The sequence below is a fragment of the Nonomuraea sp. NPDC003709 genome, assembly GCF_040610775.1.
Lineage (GTDB): Bacteria > Actinomycetota > Actinomycetes > Streptosporangiales > Streptosporangiaceae > Nonomuraea > Nonomuraea angiospora_A.
The window spans coordinates 128429-148807 of the sequence record NZ_JBEXMW010000011.1 but is presented as its reverse complement, the minus strand read 5'-3'; the positions used below and the strand labels follow the sequence as shown (position 1 = coordinate 148807).

The 20379-nt window shown below is 68.4% G+C and carries 19 protein-coding genes and 1 pseudogene; 13 read left to right on the top strand and 7 right to left on the bottom strand.

The features are described 5' to 3' along the window. The first annotated feature begins 656 nt into the window (after window positions 1-656). The 10 genes and pseudogenes from ABZX61_RS31355 to ABZX61_RS31310 all read left to right on the top strand — a co-directional run bounded on the left by ABZX61_RS31355 (window position 657) and on the right by ABZX61_RS31310 (window position 10529). Window positions 657-1940: a helix-turn-helix domain-containing protein gene (locus tag ABZX61_RS31355; RefSeq protein WP_355199743.1), complete on the top strand. Its 1284-nt coding sequence runs from the start codon at window positions 657-659 to the stop codon at window positions 1938-1940. 10 nt (window positions 1941-1950) lie between these two features. Next, window positions 1951-3279 carry an extracellular solute-binding protein gene (locus ABZX61_RS31350; RefSeq protein WP_355199742.1) on the top strand — a complete coding sequence of 443 codons (1329 nt, stop codon included), beginning with the start codon at window positions 1951-1953 and terminating at the stop codon, window positions 3277-3279. A gap of 2 nt (window positions 3280-3281) precedes the next feature. Next, a complete protein-coding gene (locus ABZX61_RS31345) occupies window positions 3282-4187 on the top strand; it encodes a sugar ABC transporter permease (protein WP_355199741.1) in 906 nt (301 codons plus the stop codon). Continuing rightward, entirely contained in the window at window positions 4184-5077 is an 894-nt protein-coding gene (locus tag ABZX61_RS31340) for a carbohydrate ABC transporter permease (protein ID WP_355199740.1), read from the top strand. The genes ABZX61_RS31345 and ABZX61_RS31340 overlap by 4 nt, the downstream gene beginning before the upstream one ends. Window positions 5078-5080: 3 nt before the next feature. Then, window positions 5081-6172 (top strand): ABC transporter ATP-binding protein, encoded by a 1092-nt coding sequence (locus tag ABZX61_RS31335; protein ID WP_350736136.1) that lies wholly within the window; start codon window positions 5081-5083, stop codon window positions 6170-6172. A 27-nt stretch (window positions 6173-6199) separates the two neighbouring features. Next, complete coding sequence (locus ABZX61_RS31330; protein ID WP_355199739.1) at window positions 6200-7126, top strand: acetylxylan esterase; 927 nt, start codon at window positions 6200-6202, stop codon at window positions 7124-7126. 4 nt (window positions 7127-7130) lie between these two features. Beyond that, window positions 7131-7976: an acetylxylan esterase gene (locus ABZX61_RS31325; protein WP_355199738.1), complete on the top strand. Its 846-nt coding sequence runs from the start codon at window positions 7131-7133 to the stop codon at window positions 7974-7976. Continuing rightward, window positions 7973-9148 carry a hypothetical protein gene (locus tag ABZX61_RS31320; protein WP_355199737.1) on the top strand — a complete coding sequence of 392 codons (1176 nt, stop codon included), beginning with the start codon at window positions 7973-7975 and terminating at the stop codon, window positions 9146-9148. The genes ABZX61_RS31325 and ABZX61_RS31320 overlap by 4 nt, the downstream gene beginning before the upstream one ends. 154 nt (window positions 9149-9302) lie before the next feature. Beyond that, window positions 9303-9597 (top strand): annotated as a pseudogene (locus tag ABZX61_RS31315) (hypothetical protein); the annotation flags it as partial. 92 nt (window positions 9598-9689) lie between these two features. Further along, window positions 9690-10529, top strand: a complete 840-nt coding sequence (locus tag ABZX61_RS31310; protein WP_355199938.1) for a PhzF family phenazine biosynthesis isomerase — start codon at window positions 9690-9692, stop codon at window positions 10527-10529. Window positions 10530-10611: 82 nt separating this feature from the next. Here the strand turns inward: ABZX61_RS31310 and ABZX61_RS31305 are convergent, their stop codons facing one another. Beyond that, window positions 10612-10962 (bottom strand): hypothetical protein, encoded by a 351-nt coding sequence (locus ABZX61_RS31305; protein WP_355199736.1) that lies wholly within the window; start codon window positions 10960-10962, stop codon window positions 10612-10614. A 53-nt stretch (window positions 10963-11015) separates the two neighbouring features. Here ABZX61_RS31305 and ABZX61_RS31300 point away from each other — a divergent pair, with 53 nt between their 5' ends. Continuing rightward, the gene (locus ABZX61_RS31300; RefSeq protein WP_355199735.1) at window positions 11016-11213 is read left to right on the top strand and encodes a hypothetical protein; all 198 of its coding nucleotides are present in this window, start codon (window positions 11016-11018) and stop codon (window positions 11211-11213) included. A 10-nt stretch (window positions 11214-11223) separates the two neighbouring features. Here ABZX61_RS31300 and ABZX61_RS31295 read toward each other — a convergent pair whose 3' ends face one another. Both ABZX61_RS31295 and ABZX61_RS31290 read right to left on the bottom strand, forming a co-directional pair. Further along, the gene (locus ABZX61_RS31295) at window positions 11224-11592 is read right to left on the bottom strand and encodes an alpha/beta hydrolase (RefSeq protein ID WP_355199937.1); all 369 of its coding nucleotides are present in this window, start codon (window positions 11590-11592) and stop codon (window positions 11224-11226) included. Between the two features lie 5 nt (window positions 11593-11597). Further along, window positions 11598-12728, bottom strand: coding sequence for an alpha/beta fold hydrolase (locus tag ABZX61_RS31290; RefSeq protein ID WP_355199734.1), 1131 nt, complete (start codon window positions 12726-12728; stop codon window positions 11598-11600). 373 nt (window positions 12729-13101) lie between these two features. Here ABZX61_RS31290 and ABZX61_RS31285 point away from each other — a divergent pair, with 373 nt between their 5' ends. Continuing rightward, window positions 13102-14115: a MerR family transcriptional regulator gene (locus tag ABZX61_RS31285; RefSeq protein WP_355199733.1), complete on the top strand. Its 1014-nt coding sequence runs from the start codon at window positions 13102-13104 to the stop codon at window positions 14113-14115. A 138-nt stretch (window positions 14116-14253) separates the two neighbouring features. On the opposite strand, the gene ABZX61_RS31280 is transcribed toward ABZX61_RS31285, so the two are convergent. Genes ABZX61_RS31280 through ABZX61_RS31270 form a run of 3 tightly spaced genes read right to left on the bottom strand, consistent with a single transcriptional unit; the run spans window position 14254 to window position 17503 of the window. After that, window positions 14254-16296, bottom strand: a complete 2043-nt coding sequence (locus tag ABZX61_RS31280; RefSeq protein WP_355199732.1) for an alpha-N-acetylglucosaminidase — start codon at window positions 16294-16296, stop codon at window positions 14254-14256. Continuing rightward, window positions 16293-16808, bottom strand: coding sequence for a GNAT family N-acetyltransferase (locus ABZX61_RS31275; RefSeq protein ID WP_355199731.1), 516 nt, complete (start codon window positions 16806-16808; stop codon window positions 16293-16295). Before ABZX61_RS31275 ends, ABZX61_RS31280 begins: the two co-directional genes overlap by 4 nt. After that, on the bottom strand, window positions 16805-17503 hold the full coding sequence (locus tag ABZX61_RS31270) for an NAD(P)-dependent oxidoreductase (protein WP_355199730.1): 699 nt from the start codon (window positions 17501-17503) through the stop codon (window positions 16805-16807). The genes ABZX61_RS31275 and ABZX61_RS31270 overlap by 4 nt, the downstream gene beginning before the upstream one ends. Window positions 17504-17678: 175 nt before the next feature. Between ABZX61_RS31270 and ABZX61_RS31265 the strand changes: the two genes are divergently transcribed. Beyond that, window positions 17679-18896, top strand: a complete 1218-nt coding sequence (locus ABZX61_RS31265; RefSeq protein ID WP_355199729.1) for a glycoside hydrolase family 16 protein — start codon at window positions 17679-17681, stop codon at window positions 18894-18896. Between the two features lie 27 nt (window positions 18897-18923). On the opposite strand, the gene ABZX61_RS31260 is transcribed toward ABZX61_RS31265, so the two are convergent. Beyond that, window positions 18924-20237 (bottom strand): serine/threonine-protein kinase, encoded by a 1314-nt coding sequence (locus tag ABZX61_RS31260; RefSeq protein WP_355199728.1) that lies wholly within the window; start codon window positions 20235-20237, stop codon window positions 18924-18926. Window positions 20238-20379: the final 142 nt, after the last annotated feature.

Here is a 20379-nt window from a genome sequence, read left to right as displayed (position 1 = left end):
ACCCTGGTGAGCGGGCTGGTCGCCGACGCTCACCCTGCTGGACCGCCTGACCGGCCAGGACCCGGACGAGCCGGCCGAGCACGCGGTCGGCCTGCCGGCCCCTGATCGCCGGCCAGGACGTCGAAGCGGCCGACGGCTCCGATGGCACCGGTGGACGGTGGCGGATCGCCCGCCGCACCCCACCCGATCGGATCATCTCCGCCGTCGATCCCGAGGCCCGCCACGCCGCCGTCGCCTCCGACCTGCTCGACCACGAGCGCGGGCCGCTGCGGATCCTGGCCGATGCCGCCTACGCCGCCACCGACCCCGCCTGGCGGGAGGACTACCGACGCCGGCGGCCCATGGTCGAACGCGCCGTGGCCTGGCTGGTCGCCCGCGGCAACCGCCGCCTGCCCTACCGCGGCGCCCAAGCCGACGACCACCGGCTGAACCACCGCGCCGCCGCCTGAAATCTCCCATCGGTCCCTGTTGACCCGACCACCACCCGTCCTTCGGTACACCACTGGCCCTCGGCGGCCAGCTTGTTACCGGGGAATTTCTTTGGGCTGATCCCTTGACCTGGACCCCGGGACGGGGGAGTTTGGTCGGCATCGGACTTACGAGTCATTTTCGAACCTAGTTCGCAAAGGGGCGTCGTGGCGATTGTGATCGGAGTGGTGACCCACTCGACGCACAGGGAGTTGTTCTGGGAAGCCGCGAACACGCTCGGTGGGGTCGACCTGGAGTGGGTCAGCTACGACCACGAGGACGAAATCCGCGCCAAGGTCGCCGAGTTCCTGAGCACGACCCGGCTCGACGGCTTCCTGGCCGGCCCGGTCCCGTACACGGCCAGCCGCGAACTCCTCCCACCCGGCCTCCCGGTCGGTGTGATCCGCTCGTCGGCGCTCGACCTGACCCTCGCGCTCTATCGCGCCCAGGATCGTGGCTGGGGTCGCACCCCGGTCAGCATCGACACCTTTCCCGCCGAGGCGGTCGAGGCGGTCGCCACCGCGCTCGAACTCGACGCCGACGCCATCGACTGCCTGCCGTATGCCCCCACGCAATCCGTGGAGGACATCGTCGAGTTCCACCGTTCCGCGTACCACCGGTTCGGCGACCGCAGCTACGTGATCAGCGTCCGCGCCGACGTGCGCGAGCGACTGTCCGGCGAGATCCCGATCATGAGCGGCATGCCGGTGCCGGCGACGATCCGGACCGAGCTGCACGAGCTCGCGCTCCGGATCGAGTCCGAGCGAGCCAGCGCACAACGCTTCGCCGCCGGAGTTTTCCTGATCTCGCATTCGCAGGACGAGGAACGGGCCCGGATCGGCCTGATGAATCTGTTGCTCAACACCCCCGAGTTCGCCGGCGCGTGGATCGAGGACCGCGGCCGGCGCGGTGTCATCGTCTTCGCCCACAAGTCCCTGTTCGAGCGCATCACCCGCAACTGGGTCGCCGTGCCCGCGCTTGCCGAGGCGGCCGCGGCGCTCGGTGCGCAGGTCTCGGCCGGGTTTGGCGTCGGCGCGTCCGCCCGCAACTGTGTGGCCCTGGCCGAAGAAGCGGCCGCCCGGGCCGAGCGGGAGAGCGGGCCATGCGGCTACCTGATCGAGGACAGCGGCGTGATCATCGGCCCGATGGGTCCGGTCCGGGCGGCGCTCAGCTACTCGTACCGCGAGCACGGTGACGACATCGAACAGCTCGCGAAGTCCGTCGGCCTCAGTGCCGCGACCGTCTCCCGGTTGGCGGCACTGGACCACGAACTGGAAGGTCGCGCGATCTCGCCCGGTGAGCTCGCCGTCCATCTCGGCATCACGGATCAGAGCGGGCGCCGACTGATCCGGACACTCGACGCCGGGGGCCTGGTGAGCGTCGAAGGCACTGCTCAGCACCATCCGAAAGGACGCCCGACGCGTCTGTACCGCCTACGCATCGCCCAAGCACTACTGCGCCCCCCGCGTTGAAGGGACAGTCATGGAGCTCAATCGCCGCCAGATCCTGAAGTACGCAGGCCTCGGCCTGGCCCTGCCCGCCGCATCGCCCCTGCTGTCCGCCTGCTCCAACGACAAGTCCGCAGGCGCCGGCGACGGCAGCGTGAAGTTCGAGGGCTGGGACTACGAGGCCGCACTCGTCCAGCAGAACCTCGACAACTTCACCAAGACCAGCAACATCAAGGTCAACTACACCCCGATCACGAGTGCGCAGTACGTGCAGAAGGTAGTCGCCGAGTTCACCGGCGGCGGCGGCCCCGACGCCCTTTACGTGTACGACGATTCCCTCGCGGCCTGGGTCGAGGGGGACTATCTGCAGCCGCTCGACGGCATGGCCGGCGTCGACGAGGTGTACGACGCGATCTACCCGGGCAACGCGGCCGCGATGACGTACCAGGGCAAGCGCTACGGCCTGCCGTACTACACGGACTCCAACTGCCTGACCTACAACACCGACATCCTCGCCAAGGCCGGAATCACGAAACCCCCTGCCGGCTTGGAGGAACTGGAGGCGCAGGCGATCAAGATCAAGAACGCCGGCCTCCTGCAGTACCCCATCGGTGTACCGGCGCAACTGTCCGACACCTGGTGGTCCTGGGTGTGGGCGCTGGTCTTCGGCAGCGGCGGCAACATGTTCGACGACCAGCAGGCGCCGATCATGAACACCACCGACACCGTGGTGAAGGACGTCTTCGCCTGGCTGCAGCAGGCGGCGAACAAGTCGAAGGTGATCGACCCGGCGTGCCTGCAGCTGCTGGCGGTCCCGATCGACAACGCGATGAAGGCGAACCGGTACGCGTACACGATCGGCGCGCGGTACGCGAGCCGCGACTACAACGACGCGACCAAGTCCAAGGCCGCGGGCAAGATCCGGATGGCGCTGGTACCGAGCCTCGATGGTCAGGTGCACGGGACGGTCAGCAACACCCGGCTCTATGCGCTGGCCAAGGACACCGAGGTGAAGGACAACGCGTTCAAGCTGCTCACCTACCTGGGTGGACTCGACGCGGACAAGAAGCCTTACACCGCGAAGTTCTGGTTCCTGCAGCGTGGTCTCGGGTTCGCCTACAAGTCGATGGCGACCGACCCGGAGGTCACCGCATCGCTGAAGAAGTTCGCCGACCCGGCGATCTACGCCCACCTGGGCGAGATCGCCAAGCCGCGCAACGTGCTTGGCGTGCCGTGGTACACCGAGTTCGAGATCGAGCTGCACAAGGTCGTGCAGGGCGTGCTGAGCAACCAGACGCAGCCGTCCGCGGCGGTGGCGAGCTTGGCGCAGACCGTTGAGACGCTGAAGAAGAAGTACAACTGAGGATGGCCGGCCTCGCCGAACGCCGGCCGCTGGGCGACAACGCCAAGGCCTGGGCGCTGAACGCGCCGGCCATGATCGTGATCGCCCTGCTGGTCGCCTACCCGATCGCGTACTCGTTCTGGGTCAGCCTGCAACGGAACAACCTGAAGCGCCCGCGGGCGAAGCAGTTCATCGGCTTCGACAACTACGAGGCCCTGCTCAGCGATCAGGCCTTCCTGTCCGCGCTGAAGGTGTCGGCCCTGTTCGTCCTCGTGGTGCTCGGGCTGACCGTCGTACTCGCGCTGATCCTGGCGCTGGTGCTGAACGAGCGGTTCCGCGGCCGCGGTCTGTTGCTCAGCCTGGCTTTGCTGCCCTGGGCGATGCCGGGGGTGGTGAACGGCCTGATGTGGCGGACCATCTTCGACGCGAAGACCGGAGCGCTGAACGGTCTGCTGACGCAGCTCGGGCTGATCGACGGCTATCACGCCTGGCTGACGTCCGGGACCGGCGCGTTCCTGTTCACCGCACTGGCCCAGGTGTGGAACACGCTCCCGTTCTCGGTCATCATTCTGCTCGCCGGATTGTCAACAATCCCCTCGGAGTTGTACGACGCCGCCACCGTCGACCGAGCGGGTGCGGTGCAGCGGTTCATCCAGGTGACGTTGCCGTGGTTGCTGCACCCGCTGCTGATCGTGCTGATTCTCGAGACGATGAACGCGTTCCGCGCCTTCGACACCATCTACGTACTGACCGGTGGCGGACCGGGTGACGCGACCACCACCATCGCCCTGCTCGACGTGCAGACCGTCCTGACCTTCACCGACTTCGGCCTGGGCAGCGCCTACGCCTGGGTGATCACCGCGATCACCCTCTTGATCTCGGTCGGCTACATCGGCCTGCTCTACCGAAAGGGGAACTTCGAGGTATGAGCACCGTGGTGAAGGTTCCCCTGCGCTACCGGATCCCCTGGAAGAAGATCGTCCTGTACGTGCTGGCGGTCGCGTTCGCGCTGTATCTGGTGTTGCCGTTCTACTGGATCGTCGCGATGAGCTTCATGCACGAGGTGGATGCGATCTCCGTTCCGCCGCACTGGATTCCGGTCAACCCGACATTGGAGAACTATCTCGGTTTCCTTCATCCGAGTGAGGCCCAGCAACTCGTCGGCGGCCGGGCGATCGACGAGACGCCGTACTCCTTGCGGAACAGTCTGATCGTCGCCACCTCGACGGCGATCCTGAATCTCGTGCTGGCCACGTTCGCGGCGTACTCGTTCTCGCGGCTGAAGTTCCGCGGCAGTCAGGTGCTGCTGGTGCTCTACCTGCTCACCCGGATGGTGCCGGGGATCGCGATCATCATCCCGTTCTACCTGCTGATGCGGACGCTCGGGCTGCTGGACACCTACCTGGCGCTGATCCTTTCGTACACGACGTTCGCACTGCCGATCACGATCTGGATCCTGAAGGACTTCTTCCGCTCGGTGCCGCGTGAGCTCGAGGAGGCGGCCCGGGTGGATCGGTGCGGCTGGTTCCGGGCCATGTGGTCGGTATTCCTGCCGGTCGCGGCGCCGGGGCTGGTCGCGGCCGCGGTGTTCGCGTTCATGACCGCGTGGAACGAGTTCATGTTCGCGTTGTTCCTGACCAGCACGAAGGCGGCGAAGACGATCCCGGTGGTGGCGGCGAACTTCGCCACCGACTTCAACACCCAGTTCACCGTGATGGCCGCGGCCGGCGTGCTCGCGGTCGTCCCACCCCTGGTGCTGGCCCTGCTCTTCCAGCGCAAGCTGGTCCAGGGCATGGCCGCCGGATCCGTGAAGGGCTGACAGATGGCAGAGGTTCGACTCGAAGGCGTCACCAAGTCGTTCGGCGGCAAGATCGCGGTGAAGGACCTGAATCTGACCATCGAGGATCGGGAGTTCCTCACCCTGGTCGGCCCGTCCGGTTGTGGAAAGTCGACAACCCTGCGAATGATCTGCGGCCTGGAACGGGCCTCCGAGGGCAACATCTTCTTCGACGGCAAGCCGGTCAGCTGGCTGCCGGCCAACAAGCGCGACGTCGCGATGGTGTTCCAGAGCTACGCGCTCTACCCGCACAAGACGGTCCGGCAGAACATCGGGTTCGCGCTGAAGATGATGCGGGTGCCCAAGGCGACCATCGCCGAGCAGGTGCTGCAGGCGGCCCGGACGCTGGACATCGAGGACCTGCTGGATCGCAAGCCGCGCGAGCTGTCCGGTGGCCAACGGCAACGAGTCGCGCTCGGTCGCGCGATCGTGCGGGACGCCGGTGCGTATCTGCTCGACGAGCCGTTGTCCAACCTGGACGCGCAGCTCCGGGTGCTGATGCGCGCGGAGATCAAGCGGCTGCACGTGGACGTCGCGCGGACGTTCATCTACGTCACCCACGACCAGGTCGAGGCGATGACGATGTCGGACCGGATCGCGGTGATGCGCGACGGCGTGGTCCAGCAGTGCGCGACGCCGGCGGAGATCTACGAACGCCCGGCGAACCGTTTCGTCGCGTCGTTCATGGGCTCGCCGCCGATGAACTTCGTCACCGGTGAGCTGGCCGACGTCGACGGCGTCCGGACCTTCCGCAGCGGCGCGTTGAGCCAGGAGCTGGGCCGGTACGACGTTTCGCCGGACGACCCGGCCGTCGTCCTGGGCGTCCGGCCGGAGGACGTGACGTTGTCGCCGACCCCGGTCGCGGGCTACCAGCCCGGGAAGGTCTTCGTGTCCGAGCCGCTCGGTCCGGATGTGCTCGTCACGGTCCGGATCGGCGGCGAGCTGCTGAAGGCCCGCGTCCCGGTGCCGTTCCGGCTGGGTCATGACAGCACGGTGTACGTCGGCTTCAACCAGGACCGCCTGCACTTGTTCAAGGCCTCCGACGGCACCGCGCTGCACGCGCCGCAGCGAGTCTAGACACCGCCCCCATCGAGGAGAACGCTTTTGAGAGACCCCGAGAACGCGATCGTCGAGGTCGAGCTGCCGGACGACTTCGACGACTTCTGGGCGGCCGGCCTGGCGGACTGCGCGTCGTACCCGCTGGACCCGGTCCTCACCGAAATGCCATCGCTGTCCACGGACAAGGTGATTGTCTACGATCTGCGCTACACCAGCTATGGCGGCCTGCGGATCGCCGGCTGGTACACCGTCCCGCGCGATCGGCCGGCCCCGCATCCGGCGATGGTGACGATCCCCGGCTACATCTCCGAGCCGACGATCCCGAAGGAATGGTCCGAGCTCGGGTACGCCGCGCTCGCGGTGGCGCCGCGCGGAAAGCTGCGGTCGAACGACGTGTTCAACCCGGGCTACCCGGGATTGCTGACGCACAACATCGTCGATCACAACACGTACGGGTATCGCGGGTTCTATCTCGACGTGGTGCGGGCGGTCGAGGTACTGCTCGATCGTCCGGAAGTCGACAGTCTGCGGATCGGACTGCAGGGGTCGAGTCAGGGCGGTGGCCTCGGGATCTCGACAGCCGCGCTCATGCCGGACGTGATCCGGTGCGTCGCGGCGGGAGCGCCGTACCTGTGCGGGATCATGACCGCGCCGACACTGACCCGGTCGTATCCGTACGAGGAGATCAACGAGTACTTGCGGATGCACCCGAAGGACGTCGACCGGGTGCGGGAGACGGTCGCGTACTACGACGGGCTCAACTTCGCGCCGAAGGTGCGGGCGCCGACGCTGCTGTACCTCGGGCTCGAGGACGACGTGTGCCCGCCGGAGACCGGGTTCGCGCTGCGGCGGGTGCTGACGTGTGAGACCACTTTGCACACCTACCCGCACTGCGCGCATCACGCCGGGCTGCCGGGCGTGATGCGGATCGTGGAGGACTTCCTTGCCGAACACCTCACCCCGGGGTCGTGAACCGATGAACTTCGACAGCTACTGGTCCGCCGTCGACGAAGAGCTGGCCGCGATCCCTGCTCGGCCCGTGCTCGACCTGGTGCCGGCGCGGACGACGGACGAGGCGACCAGCTACACCGTGCGGCTCACCAGCACCGGGCCGTACCGCGTCTTCGGTCATCTCAGCATCCCGGCCGGTGACGGGCCGTTCCCCGCGCTCCTGCAGACGCCGCGCCACGGGAGCGTCAACGAGACGCCGCACCCGAACGATCGGAGCCGGTACGTCGTGTTCGGCCTGGTGCACCGTGGTCAGCGGCTGGCCGACGAAGGGTTCTCGGCGGCGTACCCGGGATTGTTGACGATGGGCATCGACGACCCGGCGTCGTACATCTATCGCGGGATCGCGGCGGACTGCCTGCGGGCCGCCGAGTTCCTGATGAGCCTGGACGAGGTCGATCCGGCGCGGGTGGCCGTGCGTGGGAACGACCTGGCGGTGCTGACGGCTGCGCGGCGGCCCGGGTTCAGCGCGGTCCGGGTCTCGGAGTTGCTGTTCTACCGGGCGGCACAGGCACGGCTGAAGTCGAGCCGCTATCCGCTCGAGGAGCTCAACGACCACCTGCGTGCCGGCTCGTCGGCGCAGACTGTCGACAACACTCTTGCCTACTTCGATCCGGTCCGGCATGCGTCCGCGGTGACCGCTCGGACGTTGCTTGCCGTCGACGATCCCGACTGGTGTGCCGCACTGATCGAGGCCCTGCCTGCCGCGAGTGTCTACAAGCTGACCCACCTCGATGGCACCGACAACGACTTCCTGGATGCCTGGCTGGCCGAACTCTCCGGCGTGCCACCGATGTCGAAGTTCCTCCTATGACCAATCCGTTCGGGGTCCGGCCCGTCATCAACGCCTCCGCGACACTCACCGCACTGGGCGGCTCGCTGATGCCGCCTTCGGTGCTGAAGGCGATGACGGAAGGGGCGGCCCACTTCGTCGACCTGCCCGAACTCCACGACCACGTCGGCGAGCGCCTGGCCGCGCTCACCCGCAACGAGGCGGCCTGCGTGACGTCCGGTGCCGCGGCGGCGATCACCCTCACGGTCGCGTCGTGTGTCGGTGAGCCCGCGCAGGCGTTCCCGGCCGATGCCGAGGTCGTCATGTTCGCCGGCCAACGCAACGGCTACGACTACGCGGCCCGCCTGACCGGCGCCCGCATCGTAGAAGTCGGCCCGTCGATCGAGGAGCTCCGAGCCGCCCTGGTACGACGCCCCGCCTGCGTACTGTGGTTCGCCGGCGCCCACTACGCGGCGGATGCCTTGCCGATCGGGGACGTGATCCGAGCCGCCCGGGAGCTCCCCTCGGCCGGCCCGACCCCCGCCGGCACCCCGGACCTCACCGGATCCCCTGGCCCCGCCGGTCCACCGGCTGTGCCGGTGATCGTGGATGCGGCGGCCCAGATTCCACCGGTCTCCTCGCTGTGGCGATTCACCACGGAGCTCGGTGCGGACGCCGTGATCTTCAGCGGTGGGAAAGGGCTGCGCGGACCGCAGTCCAGTGGGCTGGTGCTGGGGAGGCGGTGGATTGTCGACAGGTGCCGGGCGCATGCGTCGCCGAATCAGCAGATCGGGCGCGGGATGAAGGTCGGGAAGGAGGAGCTGCTCGGGCTGTACGCCGCGGTCGAGTGGACGCTGGAGCAGGACGAGGAGGCACTGCTCGCGGGCTATGAGCAGATGGTCGACCGGTGGATTGCCGGCCTGCGCGAAGTGCCGGGTGTCGTCGCCGAGCGCGGGTACCCGAGTGAGGCCGGCCAGCCGCACGGGCGAGCCGTTGTCCGATTGCTGACAACCAGCGGCTGGACCCGGGACGGGTTGGTGCAGGCTTTGTGGGACGGGGACCCGCGGATCGCGGTCGGCGTGTCCGGCGTACCCGACGACGCGATCGCGCTGAACCCGCAGACGATCGAGCCGGGGGAAGACCTGGTGGTTCTCGATGCACTGGTTCGGCACCTGAGCCCTGGAGATGGCGAAAGAGCCGGACGAGACGCGTGACGAGTAGCGCTGACCAACCTGGATCAGCCCATACCGCTTCTTGATGACTTCACCACCTGTCGGCGCACTCCTCGCGTACCGAACGTATGAAGCGCTCGGCGTGCGGGTTGCAGTGGGGGAGACGCGGGGGATCTTGGCCACGGTGATGCCTTCGCGTTCGCCCAGGCTCGCGCAGGCACTGCGCAAGGTGCGGAAGGCCGGACTGCACTGGCTGGTGCTGGACGGCATGCTGATCCGCACCGACCGGATCAAGGCCGACCGGCCGTACTTCTCCGGGCAGAAGCGGGCCGATCGCGCACGCTCGCCTTCGCGGACCTGGCGAACGTGCGAACGCCCAGCTGAAGAGCTGGAAGATCCTCCGTAAGCTACGCTGTAGCCCTTCCAAAGCCGGCCACCTGTGCAAGGCCATTGCCGTCCTTCAAAACCATCACCTCGGGCAGGGCGCGTGAGGATGAAAAGGCTTCATTGATCGACTCGACCGGTGCATCGCCGAGGGGCAGCCGCCGATTCGATTCGGGCTCGCATACGTAATGATGACCGTATGACGGACGTAATGAGGTATGCCGCTTTCACCACCACTCCCACTGGCGGTAACCCCGCCGGAGTGGTCCTGGATGCCCGAGAGTTGTCAGACGCGGAGATGCTCGCCATCGCCGCCGAACTCGGCTACTCCGAGACGGCCTTTCTGCATCCCACGGACGAGCGCCATTACCGGATTCAGTACTTCAGCCCGCTGGCCGAGGTCGCCTTCTGCGGCCACGCGACGATCGCCGCCTCGGTCGCGCTTGGCGAACAAATCGGTCCAGGAACCGTGGACCTCGCCACCCAGGCAGGCCCCGTCCCGGTGGAAATCGCCGCAGATTCGACCGGTGGGTTCACCGCTACTTTGACCAGTCCGCCCACCTCCAGCCGCCAAGCCTCCGAGCAAGAGGTACGGGCCGCGCTGGACGCGCTGGGCTGGCCGGCAGACGACCTGGACCCCGAATACCCGCCGCACGTCGCCTACGCCGGCAACCACCATCTCGTCCTGGCCGCGGCCAGCCGGCGCCGCCTGGCTGATCTCGACTACGACTTCGATGCCCTCGGCAGGCACATGACCGACATGGGATGGACCACCGTCCACCTCTTCTGGCCCGAATCCTCCACCGTCTTCCACGCCCGCAACCCGTTCCCTCCTGGCGGCGTCGTCGAGGACCCGGCCACCGGCGCTGCGGCCGCCGCCTTCACCGGGTACCTACGTACGCTGGGACGCCTCAAAGATGACACCATTCTCACCATTCACCAGGGCGTCGACATGGGACGGCCCAGCCTTTTGACGTGTACCACCATTTCCGACGACTCTCGTGTCAAGGTCTCGGGCACCGCGGTGCCCATCCAGTAACAGCAGTCCGGACCGACGACGGGCCCGGCGACGCGGACGCGTGGGCGGAGCGTCGGACCGGCACCGGCTTCCGCCGCCCTCGCTACGCGCTGCCGGACCTCGCGCCGGGCACCTGATCTTGTCGGCGTCGAGCTCGGCGCTCGGTCTTGATACCGCGAGTGGTGAGCTCGTTCCAGCAGTCGGCATCCGTGACGGCGACGGCCGCGAGGTGCCCACCGACGGCGCCGGCGAGGTGTGGGCGCGCTCGGCGCAACAGGTGCGCGAGCGTCTCGACAACGAGGATCGCGTGGTCGTACCGCGTGACGGTTGGCTGCGCACCGGAGATGTCGGCCGCCTGGACCGAGACGGATACCTCTACCTGCTCGACCGGGTCGAGGACCAACCGGCGCCCGGCCTGTACTCCGATCCGATCGAGCACGTGCTGACCGAGCACCCGGCCGTCGTGGAGGCCGCGGTGTTCATGGTGCCGCACGCGGGTGAGCGGTCGTGGTCGGGCGCAAGGGCCGGGAGCTGGATCTGCAGGCGCTACGTGCGCTGGTCAGAGGCAGGCTCGGCGAGCGTTTCGAGCCGCGTCACCTGTGGACCATCGACGAGTTGCCCCGTACACCCGGTGGCAAGCCCGACAAGCTCGCCCTGCGCTCCTGCGGCGGCGACCAGCCGGTGGCCGGGCTCAAGGCCGAGTGATCACGTCCGCTCACCATCCGGCGGCGCGCGTGCTCGCGGAGAGCTTGATCGCGTCGAGAAGGCGGTAGGGGATTCGGGGCATGATCGAGGGCCGCGCCTGCGGGCAGCGGACCCCGTCGGCCGGGACCGACTGCGAGATCAGGTAGCGGTCGATCGCGCCCATAGTGCACTCGCTCCGGCCGTACACGCTGTGCCCCGAGCCCTCGTACGTGAGCACGCGGGCCTCGGCACCGATCTGCTTGGCCGTGCTGAGCGTCCACAGGTAGCCGGTGGCGGGGTCGTTCAGCGAGGAGGCCAGCAGGATGGGCGGGGTGGCGTCCACACGCAGCCGGTGCTGCGGGTTGGGAATGGGCGTGGGCTGGCCCAGGCAACCGGCGATCCGGCTCAGCGCGGGCGGGCTGTACCATCCCTGGCCCGCGGCGCCTGCCGGCGCAGGAGCGAGGAGTACTCCGTATAGTCGGCGACCGGCAGGTGGAAATCCTGGCAGAACACCGGCGTACTGACCTCCACCACCTCGTCCTTCGCGGCGCTCATCGCCAGGCTGTCGCTGTCGATGGCGGCCAGCATCAGGGCGAGTTCCGCCCAGTTGGGGGTGTAAAGTCCGGCGAACGCTGTGTCCACCAGCGTGAAGGCGTCCATGGGTACGTCCGGCGTACCCGGCTCGTGAAGCTCCCCGCGGTCGGCCCGCCCAAGAAGCCTCTTCCAGAACGCCCGGATGTCCTTGCCGTTCAGCGCGCACGACGCCGTTGCCTCACACCAGGTGACGAACTGGTCGAACGCCCCTGCCGTCTGGGTGGCCGTGGTGTTCAGGTAGCTCGCGGTGTTCACGCTGTGGTCGAAGTTCGAGTCGAGCGCGAGCGCCCTGACCTTGCCGGGGAAGCGCTCGGCGTATGCCTGGCCGATCAGAGTGCCGTGCGAGACGCCGTAGTAGGTGAGCTTGTCGTCGCCCAGCGCCGCCCGAAGAGCCTCCACATCACGCGCGACGTCCAGCGAGCTCACGCGGTCGTACAGCGGCCCGGTGCGCGCCCGGCAGTCCTCCCGCAGTCGCTGGTTGAACGACACCCAGGCGTCCATGTCCCTCTGGTTCTTGATAAGCGGGTGTGGACGTTCACGCACCAGCGCCGCCGAGCAGATCACCGGGTGGCTGCGTCCCACCCCGCGCGGGTCGAGCCCGACAATGTCGAAGCGGCCGCGAAGCTCGGCGCTGAAGTAACTGCTGCCGTGCACCACGAAGTCGACACCGGAGCCGCCCGGCCCGCCGGGGTTGACGACCAAGGAGCCGACCCGGGCGTCCGGGATGGCGGCCTTGCGCCGGGCCACCGCCACGTCGACAGTGGCGCCGCCCGGGGTGTCCCAGTCGACGGGCACCTTCAGCGTGCCGCATTCGGCGGTCGTGTCCTCGGGGCAGGGTGCCCAGATGATCGCCTGCGAGGAAGCGGCGGCACTGGCGGCGCCTCCTGGAGGCAGGCTGATGACCAGGGACGAAACGGCTGCGAGCAAGATGTGCTTCGTCATACGATCCTTCGTGGTCGAGACGGGGCCGGTGACTTCAAGATCATGCGACCGCCCACGTAACCCCGCCATAACCGTCGGCTCGTCCACCAGCCACCGCATCATCAGCTGGGGTGTTGCGACGACCGCTGGAAGGGAGGGAACCGAGGGGACCGGGGGCTCTCTGGCGGCTGCCGGAGGCTGGACGTCAGCGGCTGACTCACCCGTGCCCCTCAGACGGCAGGTCCTCGGCGTAGGTGTCGGCGACGATGTCCGGATCGCCTGCGTCGCACACCTCGCAGGTGCGGATGTGGTTGGCCATCTCGGTGATCTGGTCTCAGGACATCGATGGTAATCGGCTTGCGCCTCAAGCAGCTTGAGGTACCACAGTGGCCCCATGAACGACTACGAGCTGTACCCCATCGGAGACGCCGCGCGCCGCAGCGGCCTGAGCGTGAGCGCCGTCCGGTTCTACGCCGACAAAGGGCTGATCGAGCCCACGGACCTGAACGAGGCCGGCCACCGGATGTACGACATCCACGCTATCGCCCGGTTGGAACTCGTCCGCACCCTGCGCGAGCTGGACACCGACCTGGAGGAGATTCGCCGCCTGCTCGAAGGCGGCACGACCCTGCACGACCTGCTCACCACGCACCTGGAGTTCGTCGAGCGCCAGGAGCGCGCCCTGCGAGCCAGGCGGGCGGTGCTCAGGACCCTGATCAAACAGGGTGGCACCGCTCAGGCCGACCTGATGCACAAGCTCGTCTGGATGACCGACGAGGAACGCGAACAGACCATCGACGATTTCTGGAACGACGTCGGCGAGGACCTGGACGTCCCCGAGGGCTTCGTCGACCGGTTGCGGACGATGCGCCCGGTACTGCCCGCGGACCCCACGGCCGCCCAGCTCGAGGCGTGGATCGGCCTGGCCGACCTGGTGCGGGACCCGGCGTTTCGCGACGCGGTCCGCACCTACCTGCAAGACACCTGGTCCACACCGGAGACCCGAGTCCTGGCGACCGAGCCGTTTCAGGACTTCATGCACGTGAGTGGGGCCCGGCTCGTAGAGGAACTCCTCGCCGCGTACCGCGCCGGAGAGCCTCCCCGGTCCCCCTGGGCGCAGCAGGCCGTCACACGCTTCATGGAAGCGGCCAACGCGCTGTCCGGCACGCCGCTCACCCCCGAAGTCCGAAACCGGATGGCCGACGGATACCGGCAGTTGCCCGACATCATGCGCCAGATCGCCGAAGAGGAAGCCACTTCCGAGAGCCCTGTCTACGACGACGCTCACGGCCGGTACCTGTCCCTGGTGGCGCTGATCAACGGGACTGCGACCGAGGAGGACCATGACTCCATGCCCTATGCCTGGATCGCCGACGCCATGCGCGCCGTGGACCCGCCGACTCCCTAACGACCGATGGCGGCCGGTGCCATGTTGGTCAACGGCCGTGCTGAAGATCGACGATCTTACGGGTGTGGTGTTCGCGGGGCTGTCCGCCCAGGAGATGGGCTGCACGTGCATGCCGGACAGCCTGCCGTGCCGCAGGCGCTACTCAATCGCTTGACACAAGCGGGCGTAAAGGTCGAGGGCCACCCGGTAGGGGTCTGCTGTTGGATATTCCGGGTACGGAGTACGGTCACGTGACCAGGCGTCCTCCACCGCGAACCAGTCGATCCCCTCGGGGTCGCCGCCGCCGAGCAGCGTGTCGAAGAACAGGCGCCAGCGCATGGCGTGGAAGTCGCGGACCAGCCCGGCCCACTCCCGGTTGGCGTAATCCTTCAGGTGCACGTCCGCGCCACGGGGACCCCAGGTCGTGAGCAGGCACCTGGCGTCGTACTCCAGCCGCGCCGCCTCCTCCTCGTCCGCCGCCGCGGCGCGGGCGGCCGCCAGCCAGGGTCCGAGGAGGAAGTACGGCGAAGCGGACACCACCCGGTCCAGCAGCTCCATGTCCTCCAGCCAGGTCACGGTCAGCCGGCGGAACCGCTCCAAGGCCCCGGACTCGAACGCGGCTCGCAACGCGGGCAGCAGCACCCACGACCGGTTGGTGAGCGCCTGGCGGGCGACGTCGACCAGGTCGAACTGGTATGCCGAGGTGCCGCGCAACGCCGGATCCACTTGGAGGAGCTGTTCGAGCGCCGCGGCGAAGCGCTCGAGGTCGTAGCGCGGCGCACGCGGTGACCAGGTGGCCGCGTTGGCCGCGGTCAGCGACGGCCGCGCGAGGAACGGGCTGTCCTGCGGTTCGCTCCACCCGTCGGCCGGCAGCGAATAGGCCGTCGCGCGCAGGATCTCCCAGGCGCGCGCCGCGTGCAGGTCGGCTCCGCCGTACCGCCGGTGAGAGAAGTCCGTGAACCACCCCGCGTGATCGATGGGCTCGTCGTGCCAGGCGAGCTCGGCGAACAGGGTGAAGGACGCGGGGTTCGTGCCGGTGCCTTCGGGCAGGTACGCGATGCCGCGCAGCGACGGCCCGCGACGCCACTCCGCGAAGCGGCTGACCCAAACGCCGGTGTTCGCCCCGATCGTGGTGTGGCCGCCGAAGTTGGGGATGGTTCCGAAGCAGTACGGCGTGCCGAGCCACCCGGTTTCGCGGTCGAGATCGGGGTGGCGGTCGGCGACGCCGTCGAGGATGAGCAGGCCGTCGGCGGCTTCGATCAGCTCGCGCACGGGGTTGTCCAGCCAGCCGACCACCACCCAGGTGGCTCCCGGCCTGGCCTTGCGCAGCGCCTCCTGGACCGCTTTGACCGCTTCCGCGACCGGGACGTCGCCGGGCGTGCCGCCCTCGTGCAGGAGGTCCATCTTGACCATGGAGGTCTCGCCGTACAGCTCGGCCTGGTGGCGATAGAACGCCTCCGCGACCTGGGCGAACATCGGGTCCCGCGGGTCGAGCCAGTCGGGACGCTCGAAGCCGACCCAGCCGCCCTGCGGGATCACGCGCCCGGGGAAGCCGGGCGGCACTGTCCCGAAATATCCGGGCATGACGGGGGTGAGGTCGAGCTCGCGCAACCGGGTGACGATCTGCTGGGCCAGCCGTACCCGCTGGTCGAAGAGCTGCTCCGAGACCGGCCCGGTGAAGGCGGCCATGTTCTGCAGCAGCCACCAGGGCTGGTGGCCCGGCGAGGGGATCCAGGCGCGGAGCTGCTCATCGGTGTACCCGAATTCGGCGAATGTCCGGTGATAGACCTCTTCCATGCCGACCGTGACGAGCACCTCGTTGATGCCGTGCAGGGCCATCAGGTCGATCTGCCGCTCCCAGGTGGCCCAGTCCCGATACGGCCCCGAATAGCCGTCGTCGGTGTCGTTCAACGCGAACCGGTGCTGAACGACGGCCTCTTTCGCGATATATGGCGCTTGGGGCAGCTTGCCGGGAAGGCGTGACAGGCTGTCTCCCGGCCACCCGGCGCTGACGCCCGCGACCCGTGTCAGATACCAGTGCACGCCTGTGAGCAGGGCGGACGCCGATGTTCCGGTGATGGTCGTACCCTCGACGCGGAACCGGTCGCCCTCCCCCCGCTGCTCGACGAGCGTCAGCTGATCGTGATGATCGGGAAGCAGGCGGCGTACGGCTCCCGCCACGGCGCTCACGACGGCGCTCACCAGGGCAGCCCGCGCAGGTCGATCGGGCCGCCCTCGGGGAAACCTTCGCCCAGCACCATGGCGGGGATCGAGGAGGTCATGCGCTCTCCCGTGTAGACGTTGCTCATCACGACCGGCGCGTGCACCTGAACCCATCCGGCGGCCTCGTAGAAGCCCTGCACGTGTGGGAGGCAGGTGAGGAAGCCGAAGCGTTCGGTGAGAACCTCGCGCAGCTCGTCCATCAGCGCGACGCCGAGACCTTTGCCGCGCATCGCCGGGTCGGTGCAGACGTGGCCGATCCCGGCGACGTAGACATCCTGGTCACCGACGCCGATGCGGCGGCGTTCCACACCAAGATGGGCAATCGGGCGATCGCCGTCGCTCAACCACAGCCGCCACTGCGGGCGGGCGAGCCACCAGGACTGGAGCGCGAAGTGGCCGGCCCTGTCGGGGAACGCGGCGGCGAGCAGCGGCCGCAACGCGGCGTCCTGCTCCTCGGTGAGGTGGGTCTCGGTGACGAAGGTGGCGATCAACGGGTGGCCTCCTCGTAGCTGGGGCACGGACCCCATCCGTCCACGTCGGGGGTCTGGTCACGGTAGGGCTCGGAGTCGCAGGCCGGCGTGTAGCCGAGGTTGTTGCGCGTCGACCAGACGCTGCTGGTGTTGGCCGAGACGCCGTGGCAGACCTCGAAGCGGACGGGGGCCTCCAGCGCCAGGAGCACGAGCCGGCGCAGGTCGTCGGGGGCGAGCCAGGCGGGCAGCGCTTGCTTGGCCGGCGGCTTGGGGACGGTCGCACCGAGACGCAGGCAGATGACGGGTCCGCCGTACCGATGACTGTGCATGCGCCCCGCGGCCTCGGCGAAGGCCTTGGCCGCGCCGTACCTGCAGCACGGGCTGGGCGGCCAGTCGGGTTCGACGGGGCCGGCCCGGTACTGCCCCATCACGTGGACCGAGCTCGCCAGCACCACCCGCCTGGCACCGGCCGCGTCCAGGACGTTGGTCACGGCGCGCATGTTGGGCCCGGCGAGGTCGTCCCAGGAGGCATCGGGGTCGGGGTTGGCGGCCAGATGCAGGATCGCGTCGACGCCGTCGGTCGCCTGGCGGGCGAAGTCCGCGTCGGCCAGATCGCCGTCCGCGAGATCGGTGAGACGCAGCTCGTGGTGCTTTTCCAGGGCGGGGATGACCTGGCCGGCCACCAAACCACTGGCACCTGTGACAAGTACCCGCATCGTCCTCTACCTCCTGAAAGGTCGTCCCACATGCTGGCATAGCCCGATTCATACGGCAACGGTTGCAGGAGAGTTTCCATCTAGTTTCATGAAGTTTCCGGAAATATCTTGACGCTTGGTGCAGTCCGGATCAATGTGGGCGGCAACCTCATCCGCCTCACAAGGAGGGCCGTACATGCGCCAGATCTTGCGAGCAGCCATCGCGCCCGCGGCAGTCGCGGTGCTCGCCATCCAGGGGACCGCGGCCGCGACACCCGCGGGCGTGGTCGACTACACGGTGACGAACGCGGTGACCCTTCAGGCGTCAGGCCGTGACATCCGGTCCCCGACCGCCGACCAGACCATCACCTTCGGCGCCAAGCTCGTGGCCGACTCGGCGAGGAACTTAGACGAGCTGGTCTTCGTCATCCGCGACGCCGGCGACGCCAACTTCGACGTCGGCGACCGAGACGGCTACCAGCTCGGCACTTCCCAGCAGACCTTGACGGCCTCCCGTACGCTGCCCGCCGGCGCCTACCGCGTGTGGGTGGCCTACAGGATCGGCGCGACCTGGACCAACCTGACCCCCAACCCCGCCCAGACCTTCGCGGTCGGCTCCTCCGGCGGCAGCACCAACCCCGGCGACGAGAACCCGCCCTCCGGCGCGCAACCCAACGGCGGCGGATCCGGCTGGAACCTCCGGTGGTGGGACGAGTTCTCCGGCACCTCCGTCGACTGGGGCACCAAGTGGCGCGGCCACTCCAGCGCCCTCGCCGACGCCGGCCGCGGCAACAAGAACAACCAGCAGCTCGAGTACAACCTCGACCGCAACTGCAGTGAGGCCAACGGCGTCATCACCATGACCGCCAAGCGCGAGCGCTACACCGCACCCTCCGGCCAGGTCTACGACTGGACCTCGTGCCTGCTCACCTCCATCGGCACCAGCGGCTTCGCCCTCAAGCACGGCTTCATCGAGTCCCGCGCCAAGCTGACCTTCAACGTCGTCGACGCGGGCAACAACCCCGTCGCCGACAAGCGCGGCTTCTGGCCGGCCTTCTGGACCTGGCAGGCCGACGGCGTGAACACCTGGCAGGAGACCGACGTCTACGAGCAGTACAGCGACAACCCGCGCAGGCTCTACCTGACCTCGCACGCCAACGCCGGCGGCGGCTGCCAGGTCGACCTCGACTTCGACCCGGGCGCCGACTTCCACACCTACGGCGCCGACATCTCAGCGTCGGGCACGAAGTTCTTCATCGACGGCAGGCAGGTCTGCAGCGTGGCGGGCACCGCCTCGGAGAACACCAACCTCATCGAGGACCTGTACGTCTACTCCCGCTCCGGCTACCAGCCGGTGGCTGCCACGGTCTCGGCCCAGAAGGCCGTCGACTACGTCCGCGTCTGGCAGAGGTGACCCGGAGGCCACGGGCCAAGTCGCCGGTCAGTGTGTCGCCGATGGGCTGTTGCCACCGGGCCTGGAGCGCCAGAGCTTCCTCGACTCCCAGGTCCAGCCCGCCGCGATGAGCATGACGACGGTGATCACGAGCGGCGCGATCACTATGACCTCGTCGTCGCCCAAAGACGGGATGAGGCGCAGGAGAATCAGGCCCATGCCGTCGAAGGCGAGAAACGCGGCGCCGCTGCCGGCGAGGAACCCGACGACACCCACGACGACGGCAACGGTCTTCCCGGCGATCGGCGGCACGAAGCGGGCGATCTGCGCGCACAGTAAGCCGGCCAGACCGATGTCGGCGAGGACGGCGACCACCAGGGGGATCATGTCTTCACGGTCGAACTCATCCTCGAGTTCGTCCCAGGTGATGCCGAGGTGAGTGAGGCCGAGGAGAGCGAGGGCGAAGATGATCGCCATCATCACCGCGACACCTTTGTGCTGCCACCCCTGCTGGGGGACCTGCCCGGGCGGGAGGATCCTGGTGCCGTCCCGTCCGTGGTCCCGGCTCGGCTGCCGCTCACCGAGCATGGCCAGCGCGCCCTCGACGGTCGGCCTGTTGCCGGGGTCCTTGTCGAGCAGCCGCGTGATGAGCGGCGCGAGCCGGCCCGCTCGTCGCGGCGCCGGGGGCTCCTCCAGCAGGACCGCGGTCAGTGCCGCCGGTTGGGTGTTGCGGCGGAACGGCGAGACGCCCTCGACGGCCTGGTAGAGGGTGACGCCCAGGGAGAACAGGTCGCTGGCGGGGAGCCCGTCGATCCCGCGCAACCGTTCGGGGGCCATGTACTCGGGCGAGCCGATGGTCATCCCGGCGGTCGTCAGGGTGGTGTCGGTGGTGTGGACGGCGATCCCGAAGTCGGTGAGCAGGACCTTCCCGTCCTCGGCGAGCATGACGTTGGCCGGTTTGATGTCGCGGTGCACGATGCCCGTCTGGTGGGCCGCGCCGAGCGCCTTCAGCAGCGCCATGGCCAGCTGTGCGGCCGTGTCCACCGGCAGCGGTCCGCGCGTCTCGAGGTGCTCGTGCAGCGACTGGCCGTCGATCAGCTCCATCACGATCCAGGGCAGGCCGTCCGAGACGATGTCGTGGATGGCCACGACATTCTCGTGCGCCCGCAGCCGGACGGCGTTGCGGGCCTCACGCGTGCTGCGCTCCAGCCGCTTGTCCTGCTCCGCCTCGGACATCCCCGGCAGCAGCTGCAGCTCTTTGATCGCCACTTCGGCGTCCAGGACCTCGTCATGGGCACGCCAGACGCGTCCGAAGCCGCCGGCCCCCAGTACCTCGATCAACCGGTAACGTCCGCCGACCATGTAACCAGGCTGCGCCGATGTCATGCCACCTCGCCCGTCTTGCCCCGTATGACAGTTGATCAGAGTAGATCACCGGCAGGAGCACCGTAACCCCATAACGTGATCGGGCGCAGCCCGGCCTGCGGCGCCGGCGTGCGGCAGG

Excerpts from the sequence above, each read along its gene's own strand:
- ABZX61_RS31350 (WP_355199742.1), top strand. The coding sequence starts at position 1,951 with ATGGAGCTCAATCGCCGCCAGATCCTGAAGTACGCAGGCCTCGGCCTG.
- ABZX61_RS31345 (WP_355199741.1), top strand. The coding sequence starts at position 3,282 with ATGGCCGGCCTCGCCGAACGCCGGCCGCTGGGCGACAACGCCAAGGCC.
- ABZX61_RS31340 (WP_355199740.1), top strand. The coding sequence starts at position 4,184 with ATGAGCACCGTGGTGAAGGTTCCCCTGCGCTACCGGATCCCCTGGAAG.
- ABZX61_RS31335 (WP_350736136.1), top strand. The coding sequence starts at position 5,081 with ATGGCAGAGGTTCGACTCGAAGGCGTCACCAAGTCGTTCGGCGGCAAG.
- ABZX61_RS31325 (WP_355199738.1), top strand. The coding sequence starts at position 7,131 with ATGAACTTCGACAGCTACTGGTCCGCCGTCGACGAAGAGCTGGCCGCG.
- ABZX61_RS31320 (WP_355199737.1), top strand. The coding sequence starts at position 7,973 with ATGACCAATCCGTTCGGGGTCCGGCCCGTCATCAACGCCTCCGCGACA.
- ABZX61_RS31310 (WP_355199938.1), top strand. The coding sequence starts at position 9,690 with ATGACGGACGTAATGAGGTATGCCGCTTTCACCACCACTCCCACTGGC.
- ABZX61_RS31290 (WP_355199734.1), bottom strand. The coding sequence starts at position 12,728 with ATGACGAAGCACATCTTGCTCGCAGCCGTTTCGTCCCTGGTCATCAGC.
- ABZX61_RS31285 (WP_355199733.1), top strand. The coding sequence starts at position 13,102 with ATGAACGACTACGAGCTGTACCCCATCGGAGACGCCGCGCGCCGCAGC.
- ABZX61_RS31270 (WP_355199730.1), bottom strand. The coding sequence starts at position 17,503 with ATGCGGGTACTTGTCACAGGTGCCAGTGGTTTGGTGGCCGGCCAGGTC.
- ABZX61_RS31265 (WP_355199729.1), top strand. The coding sequence starts at position 17,679 with ATGCGCCAGATCTTGCGAGCAGCCATCGCGCCCGCGGCAGTCGCGGTG.
- ABZX61_RS31260 (WP_355199728.1), bottom strand. The coding sequence starts at position 20,237 with ATGGTCGGCGGACGTTACCGGTTGATCGAGGTACTGGGGGCCGGCGGC.